At 60.1% G+C, this 15,176-nt stretch carries 16 protein-coding genes and 1 pseudogene; 4 read left to right on the forward strand and 13 right to left on the reverse strand.

The window, feature by feature from the left end; all coding sequences use genetic code 11:
* Positions 1-44: 44 nt before the first annotated feature.
* Positions 45-929 carry a LysR family transcriptional regulator gene (locus tag BM017_RS07925; RefSeq protein ID WP_092242636.1) on the reverse strand — a complete coding sequence of 295 codons (885 nt, stop codon included), beginning with the start codon at positions 927-929 and terminating at the stop codon, positions 45-47.
* A gap of 93 nt (positions 930-1,022) precedes the next feature.
* Between BM017_RS07925 and BM017_RS07930 the strand changes: the two genes are divergently transcribed.
* Positions 1,023-1,991, forward strand: a complete 969-nt coding sequence (locus BM017_RS07930; protein WP_092242640.1) for an NAD(P)H-binding protein — start codon at positions 1,023-1,025, stop codon at positions 1,989-1,991.
* Between the two features lie 126 nt (positions 1,992-2,117).
* Here the strand turns inward: BM017_RS07930 and BM017_RS07935 are convergent, their stop codons facing one another.
* Positions 2,118-2,474, reverse strand: coding sequence for a helix-turn-helix domain-containing protein (locus tag BM017_RS07935; protein ID WP_071491428.1), 357 nt, complete (start codon positions 2,472-2,474; stop codon positions 2,118-2,120).
* Positions 2,428-2,679: pseudogene (locus BM017_RS07940) on the reverse strand (type II toxin-antitoxin system RelE/ParE family toxin); the annotation flags it as partial. The pseudogene BM017_RS07940 and the gene BM017_RS07935, both read right to left, overlap by 47 nt.
* 257 nt (positions 2,680-2,936) lie before the next feature.
* Here BM017_RS07940 and BM017_RS07945 point away from each other — a divergent pair.
* Entirely contained in the window at positions 2,937-3,626 is a 690-nt protein-coding gene (locus tag BM017_RS07945; RefSeq protein ID WP_092242643.1) for an HAD-IA family hydrolase, read from the forward strand.
* A gap of 85 nt (positions 3,627-3,711) precedes the next feature.
* On the opposite strand, the gene BM017_RS07950 is transcribed toward BM017_RS07945, so the two are convergent.
* Positions 3,712-4,458: a 3-oxoacyl-ACP reductase family protein gene (locus tag BM017_RS07950; RefSeq protein ID WP_092243314.1), complete on the reverse strand. Its 747-nt coding sequence runs from the start codon at positions 4,456-4,458 to the stop codon at positions 3,712-3,714.
* A gap of 125 nt (positions 4,459-4,583) precedes the next feature.
* Here BM017_RS07950 and BM017_RS07955 point away from each other — a divergent pair, with 125 nt between their 5' ends.
* Positions 4,584-5,513 (forward strand): LysR family transcriptional regulator, encoded by a 930-nt coding sequence (locus BM017_RS07955; protein ID WP_092242646.1) that lies wholly within the window; start codon positions 4,584-4,586, stop codon positions 5,511-5,513.
* On the opposite strand, the gene BM017_RS07960 is transcribed toward BM017_RS07955, so the two are convergent.
* The 3 genes from BM017_RS07960 to BM017_RS07970 all read right to left on the reverse strand — a co-directional run bounded on the left by BM017_RS07960 (position 5,494) and on the right by BM017_RS07970 (position 8,952).
* The gene (locus BM017_RS07960) at positions 5,494-6,210 is read right to left on the reverse strand and encodes an aspartate/glutamate racemase family protein (RefSeq protein WP_071491425.1); all 717 of its coding nucleotides are present in this window, start codon (positions 6,208-6,210) and stop codon (positions 5,494-5,496) included. The two genes, BM017_RS07955 and BM017_RS07960, sit on opposite strands and share 20 nt — an antisense overlap.
* Before the next feature lie 13 nt (positions 6,211-6,223).
* A complete protein-coding gene (locus tag BM017_RS07965; RefSeq protein ID WP_092242649.1) occupies positions 6,224-7,750 on the reverse strand; it encodes an NCS1 family nucleobase:cation symporter-1 in 1,527 nt (508 codons plus the stop codon).
* 467 nt (positions 7,751-8,217) lie between these two features.
* Positions 8,218-8,952 (reverse strand): phosphoadenylyl-sulfate reductase, encoded by a 735-nt coding sequence (locus BM017_RS07970; protein WP_071493897.1) that lies wholly within the window; start codon positions 8,950-8,952, stop codon positions 8,218-8,220.
* Positions 8,953-9,104: 152 nt separating this feature from the next.
* Between BM017_RS07970 and thrH the strand changes: the two genes are divergently transcribed.
* Positions 9,105-9,722 carry a bifunctional phosphoserine phosphatase/homoserine phosphotransferase ThrH gene (thrH, locus tag BM017_RS07975; RefSeq protein ID WP_092242652.1) on the forward strand — a complete coding sequence of 206 codons (618 nt, stop codon included), beginning with the start codon at positions 9,105-9,107 and terminating at the stop codon, positions 9,720-9,722.
* 12 nt (positions 9,723-9,734) lie between these two features.
* Here the strand turns inward: thrH and BM017_RS07980 are convergent, their stop codons facing one another.
* From BM017_RS07980 to BM017_RS08005, 6 genes are all read right to left on the reverse strand, one after another.
* Positions 9,735-10,091, reverse strand: coding sequence for a helix-turn-helix domain-containing protein (locus BM017_RS07980; RefSeq protein ID WP_092242655.1), 357 nt, complete (start codon positions 10,089-10,091; stop codon positions 9,735-9,737).
* Positions 10,091-10,393, reverse strand: a complete 303-nt coding sequence (locus tag BM017_RS07985; RefSeq protein WP_092242658.1) for a type II toxin-antitoxin system HigB family toxin — start codon at positions 10,391-10,393, stop codon at positions 10,091-10,093. The genes BM017_RS07980 and BM017_RS07985 overlap by 1 nt, the downstream gene beginning before the upstream one ends.
* A gap of 229 nt (positions 10,394-10,622) precedes the next feature.
* The gene (pabB, locus tag BM017_RS07990) at positions 10,623-11,966 is read right to left on the reverse strand and encodes an aminodeoxychorismate synthase component I (RefSeq protein WP_092242662.1); all 1,344 of its coding nucleotides are present in this window, start codon (positions 11,964-11,966) and stop codon (positions 10,623-10,625) included.
* Positions 11,967-12,065: 99 nt separating this feature from the next.
* Positions 12,066-13,052 (reverse strand): alpha-L-glutamate ligase-like protein, encoded by a 987-nt coding sequence (locus BM017_RS07995; protein WP_071491420.1) that lies wholly within the window; start codon positions 13,050-13,052, stop codon positions 12,066-12,068.
* Positions 13,052-14,584, reverse strand: coding sequence for an osmotic stress tolerance membrane protein RloB (locus BM017_RS08000; protein ID WP_092242672.1), 1,533 nt, complete (start codon positions 14,582-14,584; stop codon positions 13,052-13,054). Before BM017_RS08000 ends, BM017_RS07995 begins: the two co-directional genes overlap by 1 nt.
* A 5-nt stretch (positions 14,585-14,589) precedes the next feature.
* Positions 14,590-15,126, reverse strand: a complete 537-nt coding sequence (locus BM017_RS08005; RefSeq protein WP_092242675.1) for a retropepsin-like aspartic peptidase RloA — start codon at positions 15,124-15,126, stop codon at positions 14,590-14,592.
* Positions 15,127-15,176 lie beyond the last annotated feature (50 nt).

Consider the following 15,176-nt stretch of genomic DNA (forward strand, 5'->3'; position numbering starts at 1 on the left):
GTGAAGGGACTGAGGGAGTCTGATTCTTCACCAGTGAAGCTGTCTCAATCCTGTACGTAACGCTGCAAACCTTCCACCAGGGCATCGAACATCACGCGGCAGCGCGGGCTGTTGCGCAGGTCTTCGTGCATGGTCACCCAGGTGTCCAGCTTGAGTGCAAAGCCTTCTGGCAGGACCCGGCGCAGGCAGGGATCGCGCTTGGCCAGTTGGACCTGGCAGCCGCCGATACCGGCACCGGCGCGGATCAGCGCCAATTGTGCCAGGTCGCTGTCGCTGCTGAGGGCGAAGGCGCTGCGCTCGAAGCCCGTGATGGCCAGGCTGCGGATAAATGCGTTTTCCTGGTCGAAACCGATCACTGAGTGGCCGGCCAGGTCCTGCATCAACAGGGGCGTGCCGTGTTGCTGCAGGTAATCGTCGCGGGCATGCAGGCCCACTTCGATCAAGCCGATGCGTCGCGCCAGCAGTTGCTCCTGGCTGGGGCGGACCATGCGCACGGCGATGTCGGCTTCCAGTTGCAACAGGTCGCTCAGGCGGTTGGTCAGCACCAGTTCGACCTTGAGGTGCGGGTATGCCTGGCGCACTTGCGTGAGGATCGGCGGCAGCACTTCTACGCCGATCACTTCACTGGCGGACACGCGCACCACGCCGCGCACTTCATCACCCTGGGCAGACGCTGCACGCTCAAGTGCCGCCGCTGTGCGCTCCATGGTTTCGGCGTGGGCGCGCAGGGTCCGGGCTACCGCCGTGGGCAACAAGCCGCTCGGTGAACGGGTAAACAGCACCACGCCCAGCGCCGTTTCCAGCGCGGCAATGTGCCGGCCGACCGTGGGCTGTGTAATGCCGAGTTGCCGCGCGGCTCCCGACAACGATCCTTCTCGGAAAACGCCGAGGAACGACCGGTAAAGCTCCCAACCAATATTCGTTGCCATGCATAAATGTATAGCGCCTGGGCGATCTTCGACAATTCCTCTATAGCGCCGGCACGCAGAAAATGTCCCCATCAACCCCTGTGGGAGAGTGTGATGAACAAAGTATTGGTGTTGGGTGCAACCGGTGGCATTGGTGGCGAAGTCGCACGGCAGCTGCTCGCGGCGGGTTGGCAGGTACGTGCGTTGACCCGTGATGTCGACAAGGCCCGTGGCCAGAACGCCGCATTTGACTGGCTTGAGGGTGATGCACTCAACCGCGATGACGTACTTGCTGCAGCCCGAGGCTGTGAAGTGATCGTGCACGCGGTCAACCCGCCGGGCTATCGGCACTGGGCCGAGCGGGTGCTGCCGATGATCGACAACACCATCGCGGCGGCCGTTGCGGAAGGCGCCACCATTGTGTTGCCCGGTACCGTCTACAACTTTGGGCCGGACGCGTTTCCCGTACTGCACGAAGACTCCCCTCAACACCCGCAAACCCGCAAGGGCGCGATCCGTGTGCAACTGGAGCAGCGTTTATACGAAGCTTCAGGCAACGGGGCGAGGGTGCTGATCGTGCGCGCCGGTGACTTTTTCGGCGCGCAGGCGGCCAACAGCTGGTTTTCCCAGGGCTTGGTCAAACCTGGCAACCTTGTGCGCAGCATCAATTATCCGGGGGCGCCAGGTGTTGCCCATCAATGGGCGTACCTGCCCGATGTGGCGCGTACGATGGTTGAACTGCTGGAGCGCCGTGAAACCCTGCAGGCGTTCGTGCGTTTTCATATGGCGGGGCAGGTGGACACGGATGGCACACAACTGAGCCGGGCGATCCAGCGCGTGGTGCTGCGTAGGACGGGGCAACAGCCTGTCGTCAGGATGTTCCCCTGGTGGCTGCTCAAAATAGCTTCGCCCTTTGTCGTCACCTTCCGTGAAATGCTGGAGATGCGTTACCTGTGGCAAACCCCTGTGCTGCTCGATAACACGCGGCTGGTTGCGGTATTGGGCGCTGAACCTTGCACGCCGCTGGATGAAGCGGTGGAGACGACCCTGGCCGGCATGGGTTGCCTGCCTCGAGCGGTGTGAAGTTTGGCTCGAAGTGGCCTGTGGCATCGCCCTCTACGGCACTGGCCCATGCGCGGATCCAGGTGGAAGCCTTGAGCAAGGGCTGCAATGGGTGGGCTGAGGGCGCGGATTTTCCAGAGTTACACTTTATAGCTCCAGTTGACTGGCGTTGATGCCGAAGGCCTTGGCAATTTTTTCCCGTGTTGCACGGCGAGGTTTGTTCACCGACTCTTGTTGGGCAAATGCGGATTGGGAAATGCCCAGGCGTTTGGCAACCTCTTCCTGGGTCAGGTTCAGGTGTTCGCGCCATGCACGGATAGGGGTTGCCCCATCCACCAGGCGGCTTACCACCGCATGGGGAATCAGATTTGGATCGTTCTGCCGGGCCAGATAATGTTCATAGGGAATCACCACAAAGGCTGGCTTGCCCTCCGTATTGTGGATGATCTGTACGGCAGTAGGTTCGCTCGTCACGCTTCTTGACCTCTTCAATGCTGACCACATGGATATCGCGATCCCAATCGAAAAGGACTCGGTAATTACCCACGCGCAAGCGATAACCATGGGGGTAATTGACCAATGCCTTGACGTTGGCTGCCTCGGGCATGCGCTCAAGCGCTGACACCGCATCGCGTACCTGTTGCTGATGATACGTATGCAACCGAAGCAGTTGCTTTACGGATTTTCTAGTCCAGTGGATGGAGTTCATTGGAAGATTAATAAGTCTTTTATAAGGTTATCAAGCGATATTTTCAGACGCCGGCCAGTGGCGGTTCGCGCTGCCCTCACAAACCGTAGACGGTCGCCGCACACACCGACCGGTATAACTGTTGCCAGTTATGAGGCACTGATATGAAGGGCCATCAACTCGGGAATCGAATCGATACAAAGTCATGGCGGTTGCCTGCATGGGACCCGCACCGCTATTGTGCTGAATCCTTTTAGTCTTTCCCTTAGGTTGTCGTGATGAATGCACCGCGTACCGCAGTCGGTCCGATCAAGGCCGTGATTTTCGATATGGACGGGTTGTTGCTGGACACGGAAGGCATCTACACAGAAGTCACGCAAATCATCGCCGAACGCTACGGTCGCATCTACGACTGGGGCATCAAGCAGCACATCATCGGGCGTGGTGCCCAGGACCTGGCGGACTACGTGGTGAAGGCGCTGGACCTGCCGATCACACCGGCTCAATTCCTGGAGATCCGCGAACCGCTGATGAGCGAGCGTTTCCCCAAGGCCTTGGGCATGCCCGGCGCCGAAGCCTTGGTGCGGCACTTGAAGGCGCACAATATCCCGATTGCCGTGGGCACCAGTTCGTCGCGCAATTCGTTTGGCCACAAGACCACCTTGCACCGCGAATGGTTTGGCCTGTTCGACACCATCGTCACCGCTGACGACCCGGAAGTCGGCGCCGCCAAACCCGCGCCAGACATCTTCCTCACCGCCGCCCGCCGCCTGGGCGTTGCGCCCGAGGATTGCCTGGTGTTCGAAGACTCACCCTTCGGCGTCACTGCTGCCAAAGCTGCCCATATGACCGCCATCGCCGTGCCGGATGAAGCCATGGCCGACAGCAAGTACCACCACGCCGACCAGATCATCCGCAAGCTCGCGGACTTTGACCTGGCGGCCTACGGCCTGCCACCTCGAGCCTGATTGATCGCGGTTGAAAATGTGGGAGGGGCGGTGCGACGATTCTACTTGCCCCCTCCCACATTTGATTGGCAGTGTTCAGGAAGCCCTAGGCGCTGAAGCCTCCATCGATGGTCAAGCTTGCACCGGTGATATAGCCCGCTTCCGGTCCTGCGAGGTAAGCCACAAAACTGGCAATCTCCTCCACATGCCCATACCGCCCCACCGCCATCAACCCAATCAGACTCTCGGCAAAGTCACTGTTGGCCGGGTTCATATCGGTATCCACCGGCCCAGGTTGCACGTTGTTGATGGTGATCCCCCGTGGCCCCAGATCCCGCGCCAGGCCCTTGGTCAAGCCCACCAGCGCTGCCTTGCTCATCGCATATGGGCCACCGCCACCAAACGGCATGCGTTCGGCATTGGTGCTGCCGATATTGATCACGCGGCCGCCTTCACCCATATGCCTGGCCGCTTCCTGGGTTGCGATAAACACGCTGCGTACGTTGATTGCCAGGGTCTGGTCAAAGTCTTCCAGCTTGAAATCCTCCAGCGGCGCGATGGCCAGCACGCCGGCGTTGTTCACCAGTATATCCAGACGCCCAAAGGCTTCGACGGTGGCGTTGACCGCATTGCGTATCGCATCGGCATCGGCGCTGTCGGCATGGATCGCCAGGGCTTTGCCGCCTTCGCTGATCACGCTGTTCTGCAGTTCTTCGGCCTTGGCGGCCGAGCTGACGTAGGTAAAGGCAACGGCTGCGCCCTGCGCGGCAAGACGTTTGACGATGGCGGCGCCGATGCCGCGAGAACCGCCTTGAATCAAGGCGACTTTGCCGCTGAGGTTTTGGGTGGTCATGTCGATCTCCAAGCTGTTCAAGGCGGGATGCCTTGTTGTTGGAACCGAGTATCGACCTCGCCAGCCCCTCCCGGTAGACCAGGATTGCTATAGTCTGTGTAAACCAAAAGTTTAGAGTGGTCGATATGGAAAGCTTTGGCAGTATCGAATGTTTCGTGCGCAGCGCCGAAGGTGGCAGCTTTGCCGAAGCGGCGCGGCACCTGAGCCTGACACCGGCGGCGGTGGGCAAAAGTGTCGCCAAGCTCGAAGCGCGTTTGGGCGTACGCCTGTTCCAGCGCAGCACCCGGCGCCTTACCCTCACCGAAGCCGGCAAGCTGTTTCTCGAAGAGGTCAGCGGCAGCCTTACCACCATCCAGAACGCCGTGGCCAACCTGGCCAGCGCTGAAGGGCGGCCGGTGGGCACGTTGAAAGTGAGCATGGGTACGGTGTTTGGCAATCGCTACGTGGTGCCGCTATTGGGCGCGTTCATGCGCCGCTTCCCGGACATCAGCCCGGACTGGCATTTCGATAACCGCCAGGTCGACCTGATCGGCCAGGGCTTCGATGCCGCCATCGGAGGGGGCTTCGAGCTGCCCCAGGGGGTGGTGGCGCGCAAGTTGACCCCGGCCCATCGCGTGCTGGTGGCGTCACCGGACTATCTGGCACAGCGTCCCCCGGTGCGGGTGCCCGAAGACCTGGCGCGTTGCCACGGGATTCTCATCCGTTCACCGCAGACCGGGCGCGTGCGCTCCTGGCAATTGACCAGTACCGAGCGTGAACACCGCCCGCTGGTGCTTAGACCGAGCATGACCATGAGCGATTCCGAAGCCGCCTGCTGCGCCAGCGCCCAAGGCCTGGGCGTCGCCTTGGTGAGCATGCCTATGGCCGTGCCATTCCTGGACAGCCGTGCGGTGGTGCGAGTGCTGCCCGACTGGTACGTCGACGACGGCAACATTTCCATCTACTACGCCGAACACAAACTGCTGCCCGGCAAGACCCGCGCGTTTGTGGATTTCATCATCGAGCAATTCGCCGAGCAGCAGTTGAACCAACGCTTCAGCGCGGCCAACCGATGACTTTTTTCGCCCTTGGCGTTGCGTAAGTCCTGATCTTCGACGTCGACAACCCCAGCCGCACCAGCGACTCGGCAATGGTCACCGCCGCTGTCACCCCATCCACCACCGGCACACCGGTGCGCTGGCGAATCTGCTCATCCAGCCCGGCCATGCCGCCACAGCCCAGGCAGATCACCTCGGCCTTGTCTTCGCTGATGGCCAGTTCCGCCTGGCGCACGATGGCCTCCATCGCTGCCAGCGGGTTTTCTTCCAACTCCAGCACCGCCATGCCACTGGCGCGCACCGAGGCGCAGCGCTGGTACAGGCCGGCCAGTTTCAGGCGGTCTTCGATCAGCGGCACCGTGCGGTCCAGGGTGGTCACTACCGAGTAGGCGTGACCCAGGAACATCGCCGTGCTGGCGGCGGCTTCGGTGATGTCCACCACCGGCACGTTGAGCAATTCCTGCAAGCCTTCACGACCATGCTCGCCGTACCCGGCCTGGATCACTGCATCAAACGGCTGGTCATAGGCCATCACCCGGTCCATCACCGCGATGGCCGCCAGATAGCTTTCAAAGTTGCCCTCCACCGATTCGGCGCCGAAGTACGGCGTGAGCCCGACAATCTCGGTGCCCGGCGCAGCCACGGCGCGCGCCTGCTGGGCGATGGTTTCAGTGATGGATTCGGTGGTGTTGACGTTGACCACGAGGATACGCATGGAAGGTCCTTGATTAATGACTGACGTTATCGACGGCAATGCTTTCGCCGCTGACATCGGCGTAGAACGGCTGGCGCTTGGCGATCAGCAAGTACAACAGCCCTGCAATACCGGCGCCAAACATCCAGGAAAACGGTGACACGTTGGCAAAACCCGGTAACAAGGCCAGGAGAATGGCGATCACCGCCGCAGGAATAAACGCTGCCACCGCACGCAAATTGACTCCACGGCTGTAGTAATAAACGCCGCGCGGGTCTTCGCTGTACAACTGCGGCACGTCCACCTGGCTTTTACGGATCAACCAGTAATCGACCATGATCACCCCATACAGTGGCCCCAGCAGCGCGCCCAGGCCGGACAGGAAGTACACGATCACCAGGGGGCTGTTGTAGAGGTTCCACGGCAGGATCAGCACCGCCACGGTGGCGCTGATCAACCCGGCGCGACGGAAGTTCAGGTACTTGGGCGCCAGGTTGCTCAGCACAAAGGCCGGCGCGACAAAGTTGGCCATGATGTTCACCGCCACGGTGACGATCAGGAACGCCAGACAGCCCAGCACCAGGAAGAAAGTACTCGGGATGGCCGCGATGATCTCGGTCGGGCTTTCGATGACTCGGCCATTTAGCTGGAATTGCCCGCCGCACAGCAGCACGGTGATCGCGGCAAACACCAGGATATTCACTGGCAGGCCCCAGAAGTTACCCACCTGAATGGTCTTGCGGCACGGCGAGGAGCGGGCGAAGTCGCAGAAATTGAGGATCAGCGTGCCGTAGATCGCCAGCCACAGCGCGCCGCCGGCAAAGATATTGCGCCACATCTCGCCGCCGCTCAGCGGCTCGCGGATCGACCAGGCGATAGTCCCGCCGGTCTGGAAATACATCCAACCGGCCAACGACGCCACGGTGAGCAAAATCACCGGTCCGGCGAAGCCTTCGTAGCGGCGTACCATTTCCATGCCGTAGGCCAGGATCACCAATTGCACCAGCCAGATTGCCACGAAACACACCCAGCCGAGGGACGACAGGCCCAGGATCGAATTGTGGTCGTATTCGGCAAAGCCGGGATGAATCGCCGTCAGCAACACGCGGAACACCACCGACGCCAGGTAGGTCTGGATGCCGAACCAGGCAATCGCAATCACCGCGCGGATCAACGCCGGAATCTGCGCGCCATGAATGCCGAAGCTGATACGGCTGATCACTGGAAACGGCACACCGGTTTTCTGGCCCATATAACCCGACAGGTTCATGAAGAAGTACACCAGCGCCGCACCGATGCCGAGAGACAACAGAATCTGCCAGCCGCCCAGGCCCAGCGCATACAAACCAATGGCGAACGAGTAGTTGGCGATGTTGTGCACGTCATTGGTCCACAGCGCAAAGATGCTATAGCGACCCCAGCGCCGGCCTTCAATCTTGGTGGGCGCCAGGTCCTTGTTGTGCAGGCGTGGGCTCAGCACCAGGGGGCCGGGCTCGATGGCTTCGGGCTTCAGGGAGGAGGGCAGATCCAGTGCGATGTTATTCGAGAGGCTTGTACGCATTCCGGCAGGCTCCAGCACATCGGCAGCCAGGCCGCAGATGGCAAAGTGTATGTATGTTTTGTATTTATTGTATACAAAGCGTGTTTCACCTTAAGCCACTTGCGTGCCAGTTTTTGATCTATGAAAACCTGGGGTAATTTCGTTTTTATAGGTTTATTGAATAACTAGCTGAATTCAAAGCGATATAAATTGACCGTTTGAACAGTTATTTATTTTTTGTTGGGAACCGGGCTATTTGTAAAGACAAAAGGCAGGAGGGGAGAGGTGTTACGTAATGGTGCGCAACAAGCTGGATTGCACACATAAATGGCACCGATGGTTACATATGTGTGTACACGTTCAGTGGCTAACATAACTCAAATGTGGGAGGGGGCTTGCCCCCGATTGCGGAGTGTCAGTCACTATTGACCTGGCTGACCCACCGCTATCGGGGGCAAGCCCCCTTCCACATTTTTTACAGCGCAACTTCAGGCCTTGCTGATGATATTCCCCGCATGCAACCCGCATTCCTTCTGCGTGGCTTCCTCCCACCACCAGCGACCTTCACGCTCATGCTGGTTCGGCAACACCGGGCGGGTGCAGGGCTCGCAGCCGATGCTGATAAAGCCGCGCTCATGCAGGCTGTTGTAAGGCAGCTCCAGCATGCGGATGTAACCCCAGACTTCCTCACTGGTCATCTGCGCCAGCGGGTTGAACTTGTACAGGGTGCGTTCCGGGGTAGAGAAGGCCGTGTCGATTTCCAGCGCCGCTACCTGGCTGCGGGTGCCGGGGCTCTGGTCGCGGCGCTGGCCGGTGGCCCAGGCAGTGACGCCGGCGAGTTTACGGCGCAGCGGTTCGATCTTGCGTACGCCGCAGCATTCGCCGTGGCCGTCCTTATAGAAGCTGAACAGGCCTTTCTCTTTGACGAAAGGTTCCAGCTTGCTCTGGTCCGGCGAGATCAGCTCGATATCGATCTTGTAGAACTCGCGCACCTGCTCGATGAACCGATAGGTCTCCGGGTGCAGGCGGCCGGTGTCGAGGCTGAACACCTTGACGTTCTTGTTCAGCTTCCAGGCCATGTCTACCAGCACCACGTCCTCGGCGCCGCTGAAGGAAATCCACAGGTCATCACCGAACTGGCTGAACGCCAGCTTGAGAATGTCCTGGGCGGATTTGTTGGCATAAGTCGCGGCGAGTTCAGCGACGTCGAAGGCTTGGTTCATCAGGACGGTTCCTACAGGTCAGTGGCGCTGAGCGCTCTATAGGGGAGCGATGGTATCAAAATCCGCCCTGCGTTGCGGCGGCGAGCATGAATCGCTAGAGTTCGGCAGTCCTTTTGCTCGCTCAACCAACAACATCTATAAGGGAGTGTCTTGTGGAAATTGCCTGTCTCGACCTGGAAGGGGTACTGGTTCCGGAAATCTGGATCGCCTTCGCCGAAAAAACCGGTATTGAATCCCTGCGCGCCACCACCCGGGACATTCCCGACTACGACGTTCTGATGAAGCAGCGCCTGCGCATCCTCGACGAGCACGGGCTCAAGCTCGCCGACATCCAGGCAGTGATCGCCACCCTCAAACCGCTGGATGGCGCCGTCGAGTTCGTCAACTGGCTGCGCGAGCGCTTCCAGGTGGTGATCCTGTCCGACACCTTCTACGAATTCTCCCAGCCGCTGATGCGTCAGCTGGGTTTCCCGATCCTGCTGTGCCACCGCCTGATTACCGACGAAACTGACCGTGTGGTGAGTTACCAACTGCGCCAGAAAGATCCGAAGCGCCAGTCGGTATTGGCCTTCAAGACCCTCTACTACCGCGTGATCGCCGCCGGCGACTCCTACAACGACACCACCATGCTGGGCGAAGCCGACCGTGGGATTCTGTTCCACGCGCCGGAAAACGTGATTCGCGAATTCCCGCAATTCCCGGCGGTGCATACCTTCGAGGATTTGAAGAAAGAATTCATCAAGGCCTCGAATCGGTCGTTGAGCCTGTAACCATGTGGTTGATCAAACACCTGCCAGCAAACGCTCATAAGGAATACTCAAGCCTTCATGCAGGCGCTTGATCATCGACAGGCTGAGTTTGCGCTTATGGTTCAACACTTCTGACACCCGCCCGCTGGTGCCGATAAAGGGCTCCAGGTCGCGGGCGGTCATGCCCAATTGTTCCATGCGGAATCTGATAGCCTCCACCGGATCTGAAGCAGGCATGGGATAATGCTCGGCCTCGTATTTCTCGATGAGAATGGCGAGGATTTCCAGCTCGTCACCCTCCGGCGAGCCGATCTCTGCTCCCCAGATCTGCTCTACGCGTGCGAGTGCAGCGGCGAGATCCTCATGGGAATGTATAGGTTTGATGTTCATCACACGGTCTCCGCGTTGATCTGATCGTACTGCATGTGAGTTCCCACGAAACGTATGAACCCAAGCTGTCGCTGATAGTCGATAGCCATGATCACTCGATACTTGTTGCCTCCCACGTTGAACACAACCCTGCCACTTTTAAGAATGCTCGCCGTTCTAAGCTCTGCCTTGAGCGCTTGCGGCGTTGGGTAAGTGGCTTTTTCCATATGGCGATACAGCTCGACCAGGGGTGTTTTGGCGTCGGAACAGGCTGGGTGGCTTTCCCAGAATATTCGTAGGGTCGAGAGAGCGATTATGCGCATCGCGTCGACCTCCCAATTTGGGAGAATATAGGCGCGGCGGGATGAGGATGCAACTGGGGAAACAATTTCTGACGGGTAAGCAGTCGGTTCATGTGATCCCTCACAGACGGCCAGTGGATGATCCGAGCCGGACGCTATCGCCCAGCCCGAATACCGTCCATAGACGTTCTGATTCAGGTTTTTTCCTTTCGTACGGCTCCGTCGACGAGAGCCAGGAGAAGCCTGGTTGTTACAGGCTTTCCAACGTGTGTAACAACACCCGCACCTTCGTCAGCGACTCCTGGTACTCCGCCTCCCATTCCGAGTCCGCGACAATCCCGCCGCCGCCCCAGCAACAAACCTGGCCATCCTTCACCAGCAAACTGCGAATGGCGATGGAACTGTCCATCTCGCCGCGCACATCCAGATACACCAGCGAGCCGCAGTACAACCCACGGCGAGTCGGCTCCAGCTCGTCGATGATCTGCATCGCGCGGATCTTCGGCGCGCCGGTGATGGAGCCGCCGGGGAAGCTGCCGGCGATCAGGTCGAGCGCGTCCTTGCCGTCGGCCAGCTCGCCGATGACGCTGCTTACCAGGTGGTGCACGTTGGGGTAGCTTTCCAGGCTGAACAGCTCCGGCACGCTGACCGAGCCGGTGCGGCAGGTGCGCCCCAGGTCGTTGCGCAGCAGGTCGACAATCATCAGGTTTTCGGCGCGGTCCTTGGTGCTGGCCAGCAGTTCGGCGGCGTTGGCGGCGTCTTCCTCAGGCGTCAGGCCGCGTGGGCGGGTGCCTTTGATGGGGCGGGTTTCGACCTGGCGTTTGCTGATGTGCACGAAACGCTCTGGCGACAAGCTCAGCACCGCGCCGTCGTCCGGCAGGCTCTGGAACCCGGAGAACGGCGTCGGGCAAGCTTCGCGCAGGGCGCAGTAAGCGACCCATGGATCGCCGATGCACGGGGCCCGGAAACGCTGGGCAAAGTTCACCTGGTAGCAGTCGCCGGCCTGGATGTAATCCTGGATGCGCACGATAGCCTGGCGGTAGGCCTCGGCGGTGAGGTCCGGCGCCATGGGACCGTTCAACTTGAAGATTGCCGCGCTGTCGGCTACCGGCTGGCCGAACAGAGTGATCAAGCGTTGCTGCTCGCTATCGGCCAGTGTCGGATGAAACACGAGCTGGCTGGTCTGCGACTGATGATCACTGATCAATGCCCAGGCATACAGCCCGAAGCGCGCATCCGGCAGGTGCAGGTCATCCGCGGCAAGGTGCGGCATGTGCTCCAGGTGTCGGCCAAAGTCATAGCTCAGGTAACCGATCAACCCACCGGCAAACGGCAGCTCATAACCAGCAGGCAGATCCGCCTCGCCCAACTGCGTAAGATTTGCACGCAAGCGTTGCAGGAAATCACTGCCGCTTTCGTCGTGCGATACCGTCAATGTCGTGTGTGGCCACGCGCTCAACAGGTCATACCGTCCGCGCTCGGCTGCCGGTCGGCCGCTGTCCAGCAGCACTGCGCCAGGCGCATGGCGAATCGCCGCGAAATACTCGGCGGGGTTGGCCCGGTAGGGCAGCGGGTGTACGGAGCAGGTCAACATGCGGGGTGGATCAGCCATTGGCGCGGGGGAGGGGATTGTAGTCCCCCGTAGGATTTGCTCCTAGGGGGGATGTCGGGGATAGACAGATTGAAGACCTGATCAGCCTTCGACGGGGGGAATATGCCCAAACATTTCCTGCACGAACTTCACCCGTTCTTCCGGGGTTTCCGTCACGCCAGCGGCGTTCAGCGCTTCCAACCGTGCTTCCACCGCATGGGTGCGCAGGGTCAGGCCGCAGTCATTGGCAATCTGGATATTCAGCCCAGGCCGCGCATTCAGTTCCAGGATCAACGGGCCTTTTTCCTGGTCCAGCACCATGTCCACGCCGATATAGCCCAGCCCGCACAGCTCATAGCAGCCGGCGGCGAGCTTCATGAAACCGTCCCAGTTGGGCAACTGCACGCCATCCACCGCATTGGTGGTGTCGGGGTGTTTGGTAATGATGTTGTTCAGCCAGGTGCCGCGCAGGGTCAGGCCGGTGGCGAGGTCCACGCCGACGCCAATTGCACCCTGGTGCAGGTTGGCCTTGCCGCCCGACTGGCGGGTCGGCAAGCGCAGCATCGCCATCACCGGGTAGCCCATCAGCACGATGATGCGAATGTCCGGCACGCCTTCATAGCTGATGCTCTTGAAGATCTGGTCGGGCACCACACGGTATTCGATCAACGCACGATCACGGTGGCCGCCCAGGGAATACAGGCCAGTGAGGATGCTGGAAATCTGATGCTCGATCTCTTCATGGCTGATGATCTTGCCCGACACCGTGCGATAGCGCCCTTCAAAGCGGTCGGCGACCACCAGGATGCCGTCCCCGCCGGCGCCCTGGGCCGGCTTGATCACGAAGTCGCTGCGCCCGCCGATGATCTCGTCGAGCTTGTCGATTTCTTTCTCGGTGCTGATCACCCCGTACATTTCCGGTACATGGATGCCGGCCGCCAGCGCGCGCTCCTTGGTGATGATCTTGTCATCCACGATCGGGTACAGGCTGCGCTTGTTGTACTTGAGCACGTAGTCGGCGTTACGCCGGTTGATGCCCATGATCCCGCGCGCTTCCAGGGCTTTCCAGGTCTTCCAGAAACCGAACATTACCGGTCAGCCTTCAAGAACGCCTTGAAACGCACCAGCTCGGTCAGGCGGTAACCGCGATAACGCCCCATGGCCAGCATGAACCCCACCAGGATCAGCAGGACCGCCGGGAAGGTGAACACGAAGTAGATCAGCTCCGGCACGCTCATGATCAGGTGCGCCAGGGACGCCGCGAACAGCGTACCAATCGCCACTTTCAGCGCATGGTTGGCGCCGCGTTCCTCCCAGGTGATGGACAGGCGTTCGATGGTCATGGTCAGGATCACCATCGGGAACAGCGCCACCGACAACCCGCGCTCCAGCCCCAGCTTATGGCTGAACAGGCTGATGGCCGCAATCAGCACCACGACGAAGGTCAGCACCACCGACAACCTTGGCAGCATCTGCAATTTCAGGTGTTCCAGGTACGACCTGAGGGACAGCCCCAGCGCCGTGATAATCGTAAACAGCACAATCCCGAAGCCCAGCTGCGTCTCGCGGAACGCCAGGGCGATCAGCACCGGGGTGAACGTGCCGAGTGTCTGCAGGCCGATCAGGTTGCGCAGGATAAGGATCACCAGCACGCCAATCGGGATCATCACCATGATCATGAAGGTCTGCTGGGTTTGCAGCGGCAGGCCGTACAGCGAGTATTCGAGGAAGTTGGCGTCGGTGTTCTCGTCGGTCAGCTTGGCCAGGCGAATCGCGTTCATCTCGCTGTTGTTCAGGCTGAAGGTCACCATGGCCTTCTTGCCGCCCTCGACGGTGATCAGGTTTTCATCACCGGTCCACCACAGCAGGCGGTCGGCGGGCAGGCCCTGTTCGCCGGTTTCCGGGTTGAAGTACAACCAGTCATTGCCGTTGAAGCTGCGCAACCACAGTTCCGGGGTTTGTGGCTGGTCGGCGACCAGGCGGATGGTGTGGACCTTTTCCACCGGCACGTGGGCGATGGACAGCAGCAGCTCGACGATCTTGGCCTTGTGTGGCGTCGAAGGGTCGCCCGCCAGCAGCAGTTTCACATTGTCGTCGTTGAGGTTATTGGTGCGCTTGATCGCTTCGGTGATAAACGTCTCGACGTCGGCCGAGTGCTGGCGGATCGGCGCCAGCAGGGCTTCGGCGGCAATCTTTTCCGGGCCTTCCACGGCGATGCTGTCGCGGAATGTGGGGCCTTTGACCTTGACCTTCTCGCCGCTGTAGCGCTTGGTGAGCACCAGGCGGTAGTACAGGGTCTGGTTACCCTTGGCGCGGCGCGCCGACCAGGTGACCTTGCGGTTGCCGTCGATGCGGTTGACGCTCACCCCGTAGTTATTCGAGATGAAGCTTTCGTTGAGGCTGACGAAGTCGCGGCTCAGGGGCGGCACGAACATCTGGATCTTCACCGGGTCTTTCGGGTTGGCGACGAACTCGACCTTGGCGTCGATGTTCCACAAGTCGTCGGTGGCGTCCTCGGTGACGGGGATCCCCAGCACGAAGATCTGATAAGCGGTGACCGAAATACCCAAAACCACCAGGATGGTGATCAGGATCTTCAGGTGCAGGGTCAGAGAGCGCATTCGGTTTACTCGGCGGTATGAGCGTCGGCGGCGCAGGCGGGTTTGCCTGCTGCGTATTTAAGACTGGGGTCGACCAGCGCATCAAAGCGTTTCAGCGCTTCGGAGCCGATCAGCAGCGGGTATTGGAATGCGCTGCGGTCAGTCAAGTTCACTTCGATGCTGCGTAAAGCAGTGCCCATGCAGATATCCAGGGCAATCACCGGACGGGCGGTGTAGTTCTTGTCCTCATCGGGGTCGTAGTCACCGGCGCGGCGCTTGATCTTGCTGACGCGGGCCAGGGGACGCTCGATGGGATGGGAATGGGCGGTGTCGATGGCCAGGTAGAAGCGCACCCAGGATTCGCCGTTGCGCTTGAAGCGCTTGATATCACGGGCACTGAGCGAGGCGGTCTTGGCACCGGTATCCAGTTTGGCGGCGACTTCCAGGTCGATACCGGCCAACTGGGCGTATTCGTTGAGGCCATACACGGTCTTCTCGGTGGCAGCGCCGAGGCTGGGTGCGGTCAACAGGCAAATCAATAGAAGGAAGGGTTTGAGTCTCATAGATCCCGAGGCGGCAGTGCGATGTTCAATTCAAGGCGACTGGCATTGCT

It is taken from the genome of Pseudomonas sp. NFPP04 (assembly GCF_900113815.1).
Taxonomy (GTDB): domain Bacteria; phylum Pseudomonadota; class Gammaproteobacteria; order Pseudomonadales; family Pseudomonadaceae; genus Aquipseudomonas; species Aquipseudomonas extremorientalis.

Excerpts from the sequence above, each read along its gene's own strand:
- BM017_RS07930 (WP_092242640.1), top strand. The coding sequence starts at position 1,023 with ATGAACAAAGTATTGGTGTTGGGTGCAACCGGTGGCATTGGTGGCGAA.
- BM017_RS07955 (WP_092242646.1), top strand. The coding sequence starts at position 4,584 with ATGGAAAGCTTTGGCAGTATCGAATGTTTCGTGCGCAGCGCCGAAGGT.
- BM017_RS08005 (WP_092242675.1), bottom strand. The coding sequence starts at position 15,126 with ATGAGACTCAAACCCTTCCTTCTATTGATTTGCCTGTTGACCGCACCC.
- BM017_RS07970 (WP_071493897.1), bottom strand. The coding sequence starts at position 8,952 with ATGAACCAAGCCTTCGACGTCGCTGAACTCGCCGCGACTTATGCCAAC.
- BM017_RS07960 (WP_071491425.1), bottom strand. The coding sequence starts at position 6,210 with ATGCGTATCCTCGTGGTCAACGTCAACACCACCGAATCCATCACTGAA.
- BM017_RS07985 (WP_092242658.1), bottom strand. The coding sequence starts at position 10,393 with ATGCGCATAATCGCTCTCTCGACCCTACGAATATTCTGGGAAAGCCAC.
- pabB (WP_092242662.1), bottom strand. The coding sequence starts at position 11,966 with ATGTTGACCTGCTCCGTACACCCGCTGCCCTACCGGGCCAACCCCGCC.
- BM017_RS07945 (WP_092242643.1), top strand. The coding sequence starts at position 2,937 with ATGAATGCACCGCGTACCGCAGTCGGTCCGATCAAGGCCGTGATTTTC.
- BM017_RS08000 (WP_092242672.1), bottom strand. The coding sequence starts at position 14,584 with ATGCGCTCTCTGACCCTGCACCTGAAGATCCTGATCACCATCCTGGTG.
- BM017_RS07965 (WP_092242649.1), bottom strand. The coding sequence starts at position 7,750 with ATGCGTACAAGCCTCTCGAATAACATCGCACTGGATCTGCCCTCCTCC.
- BM017_RS07950 (WP_092243314.1), bottom strand. The coding sequence starts at position 4,458 with ATGACCACCCAAAACCTCAGCGGCAAAGTCGCCTTGATTCAAGGCGGT.
- BM017_RS07925 (WP_092242636.1), bottom strand. The coding sequence starts at position 929 with ATGGCAACGAATATTGGTTGGGAGCTTTACCGGTCGTTCCTCGGCGTT.
- BM017_RS07935 (WP_071491428.1), bottom strand. The coding sequence starts at position 2,474 with ATGTGGTCAGCATTGAAGAGGTCAAGAAGCGTGACGAGCGAACCTACT.
- BM017_RS07980 (WP_092242655.1), bottom strand. The coding sequence starts at position 10,091 with ATGAACATCAAACCTATACATTCCCATGAGGATCTCGCCGCTGCACTC.
- BM017_RS07995 (WP_071491420.1), bottom strand. The coding sequence starts at position 13,052 with ATGTTCGGTTTCTGGAAGACCTGGAAAGCCCTGGAAGCGCGCGGGATC.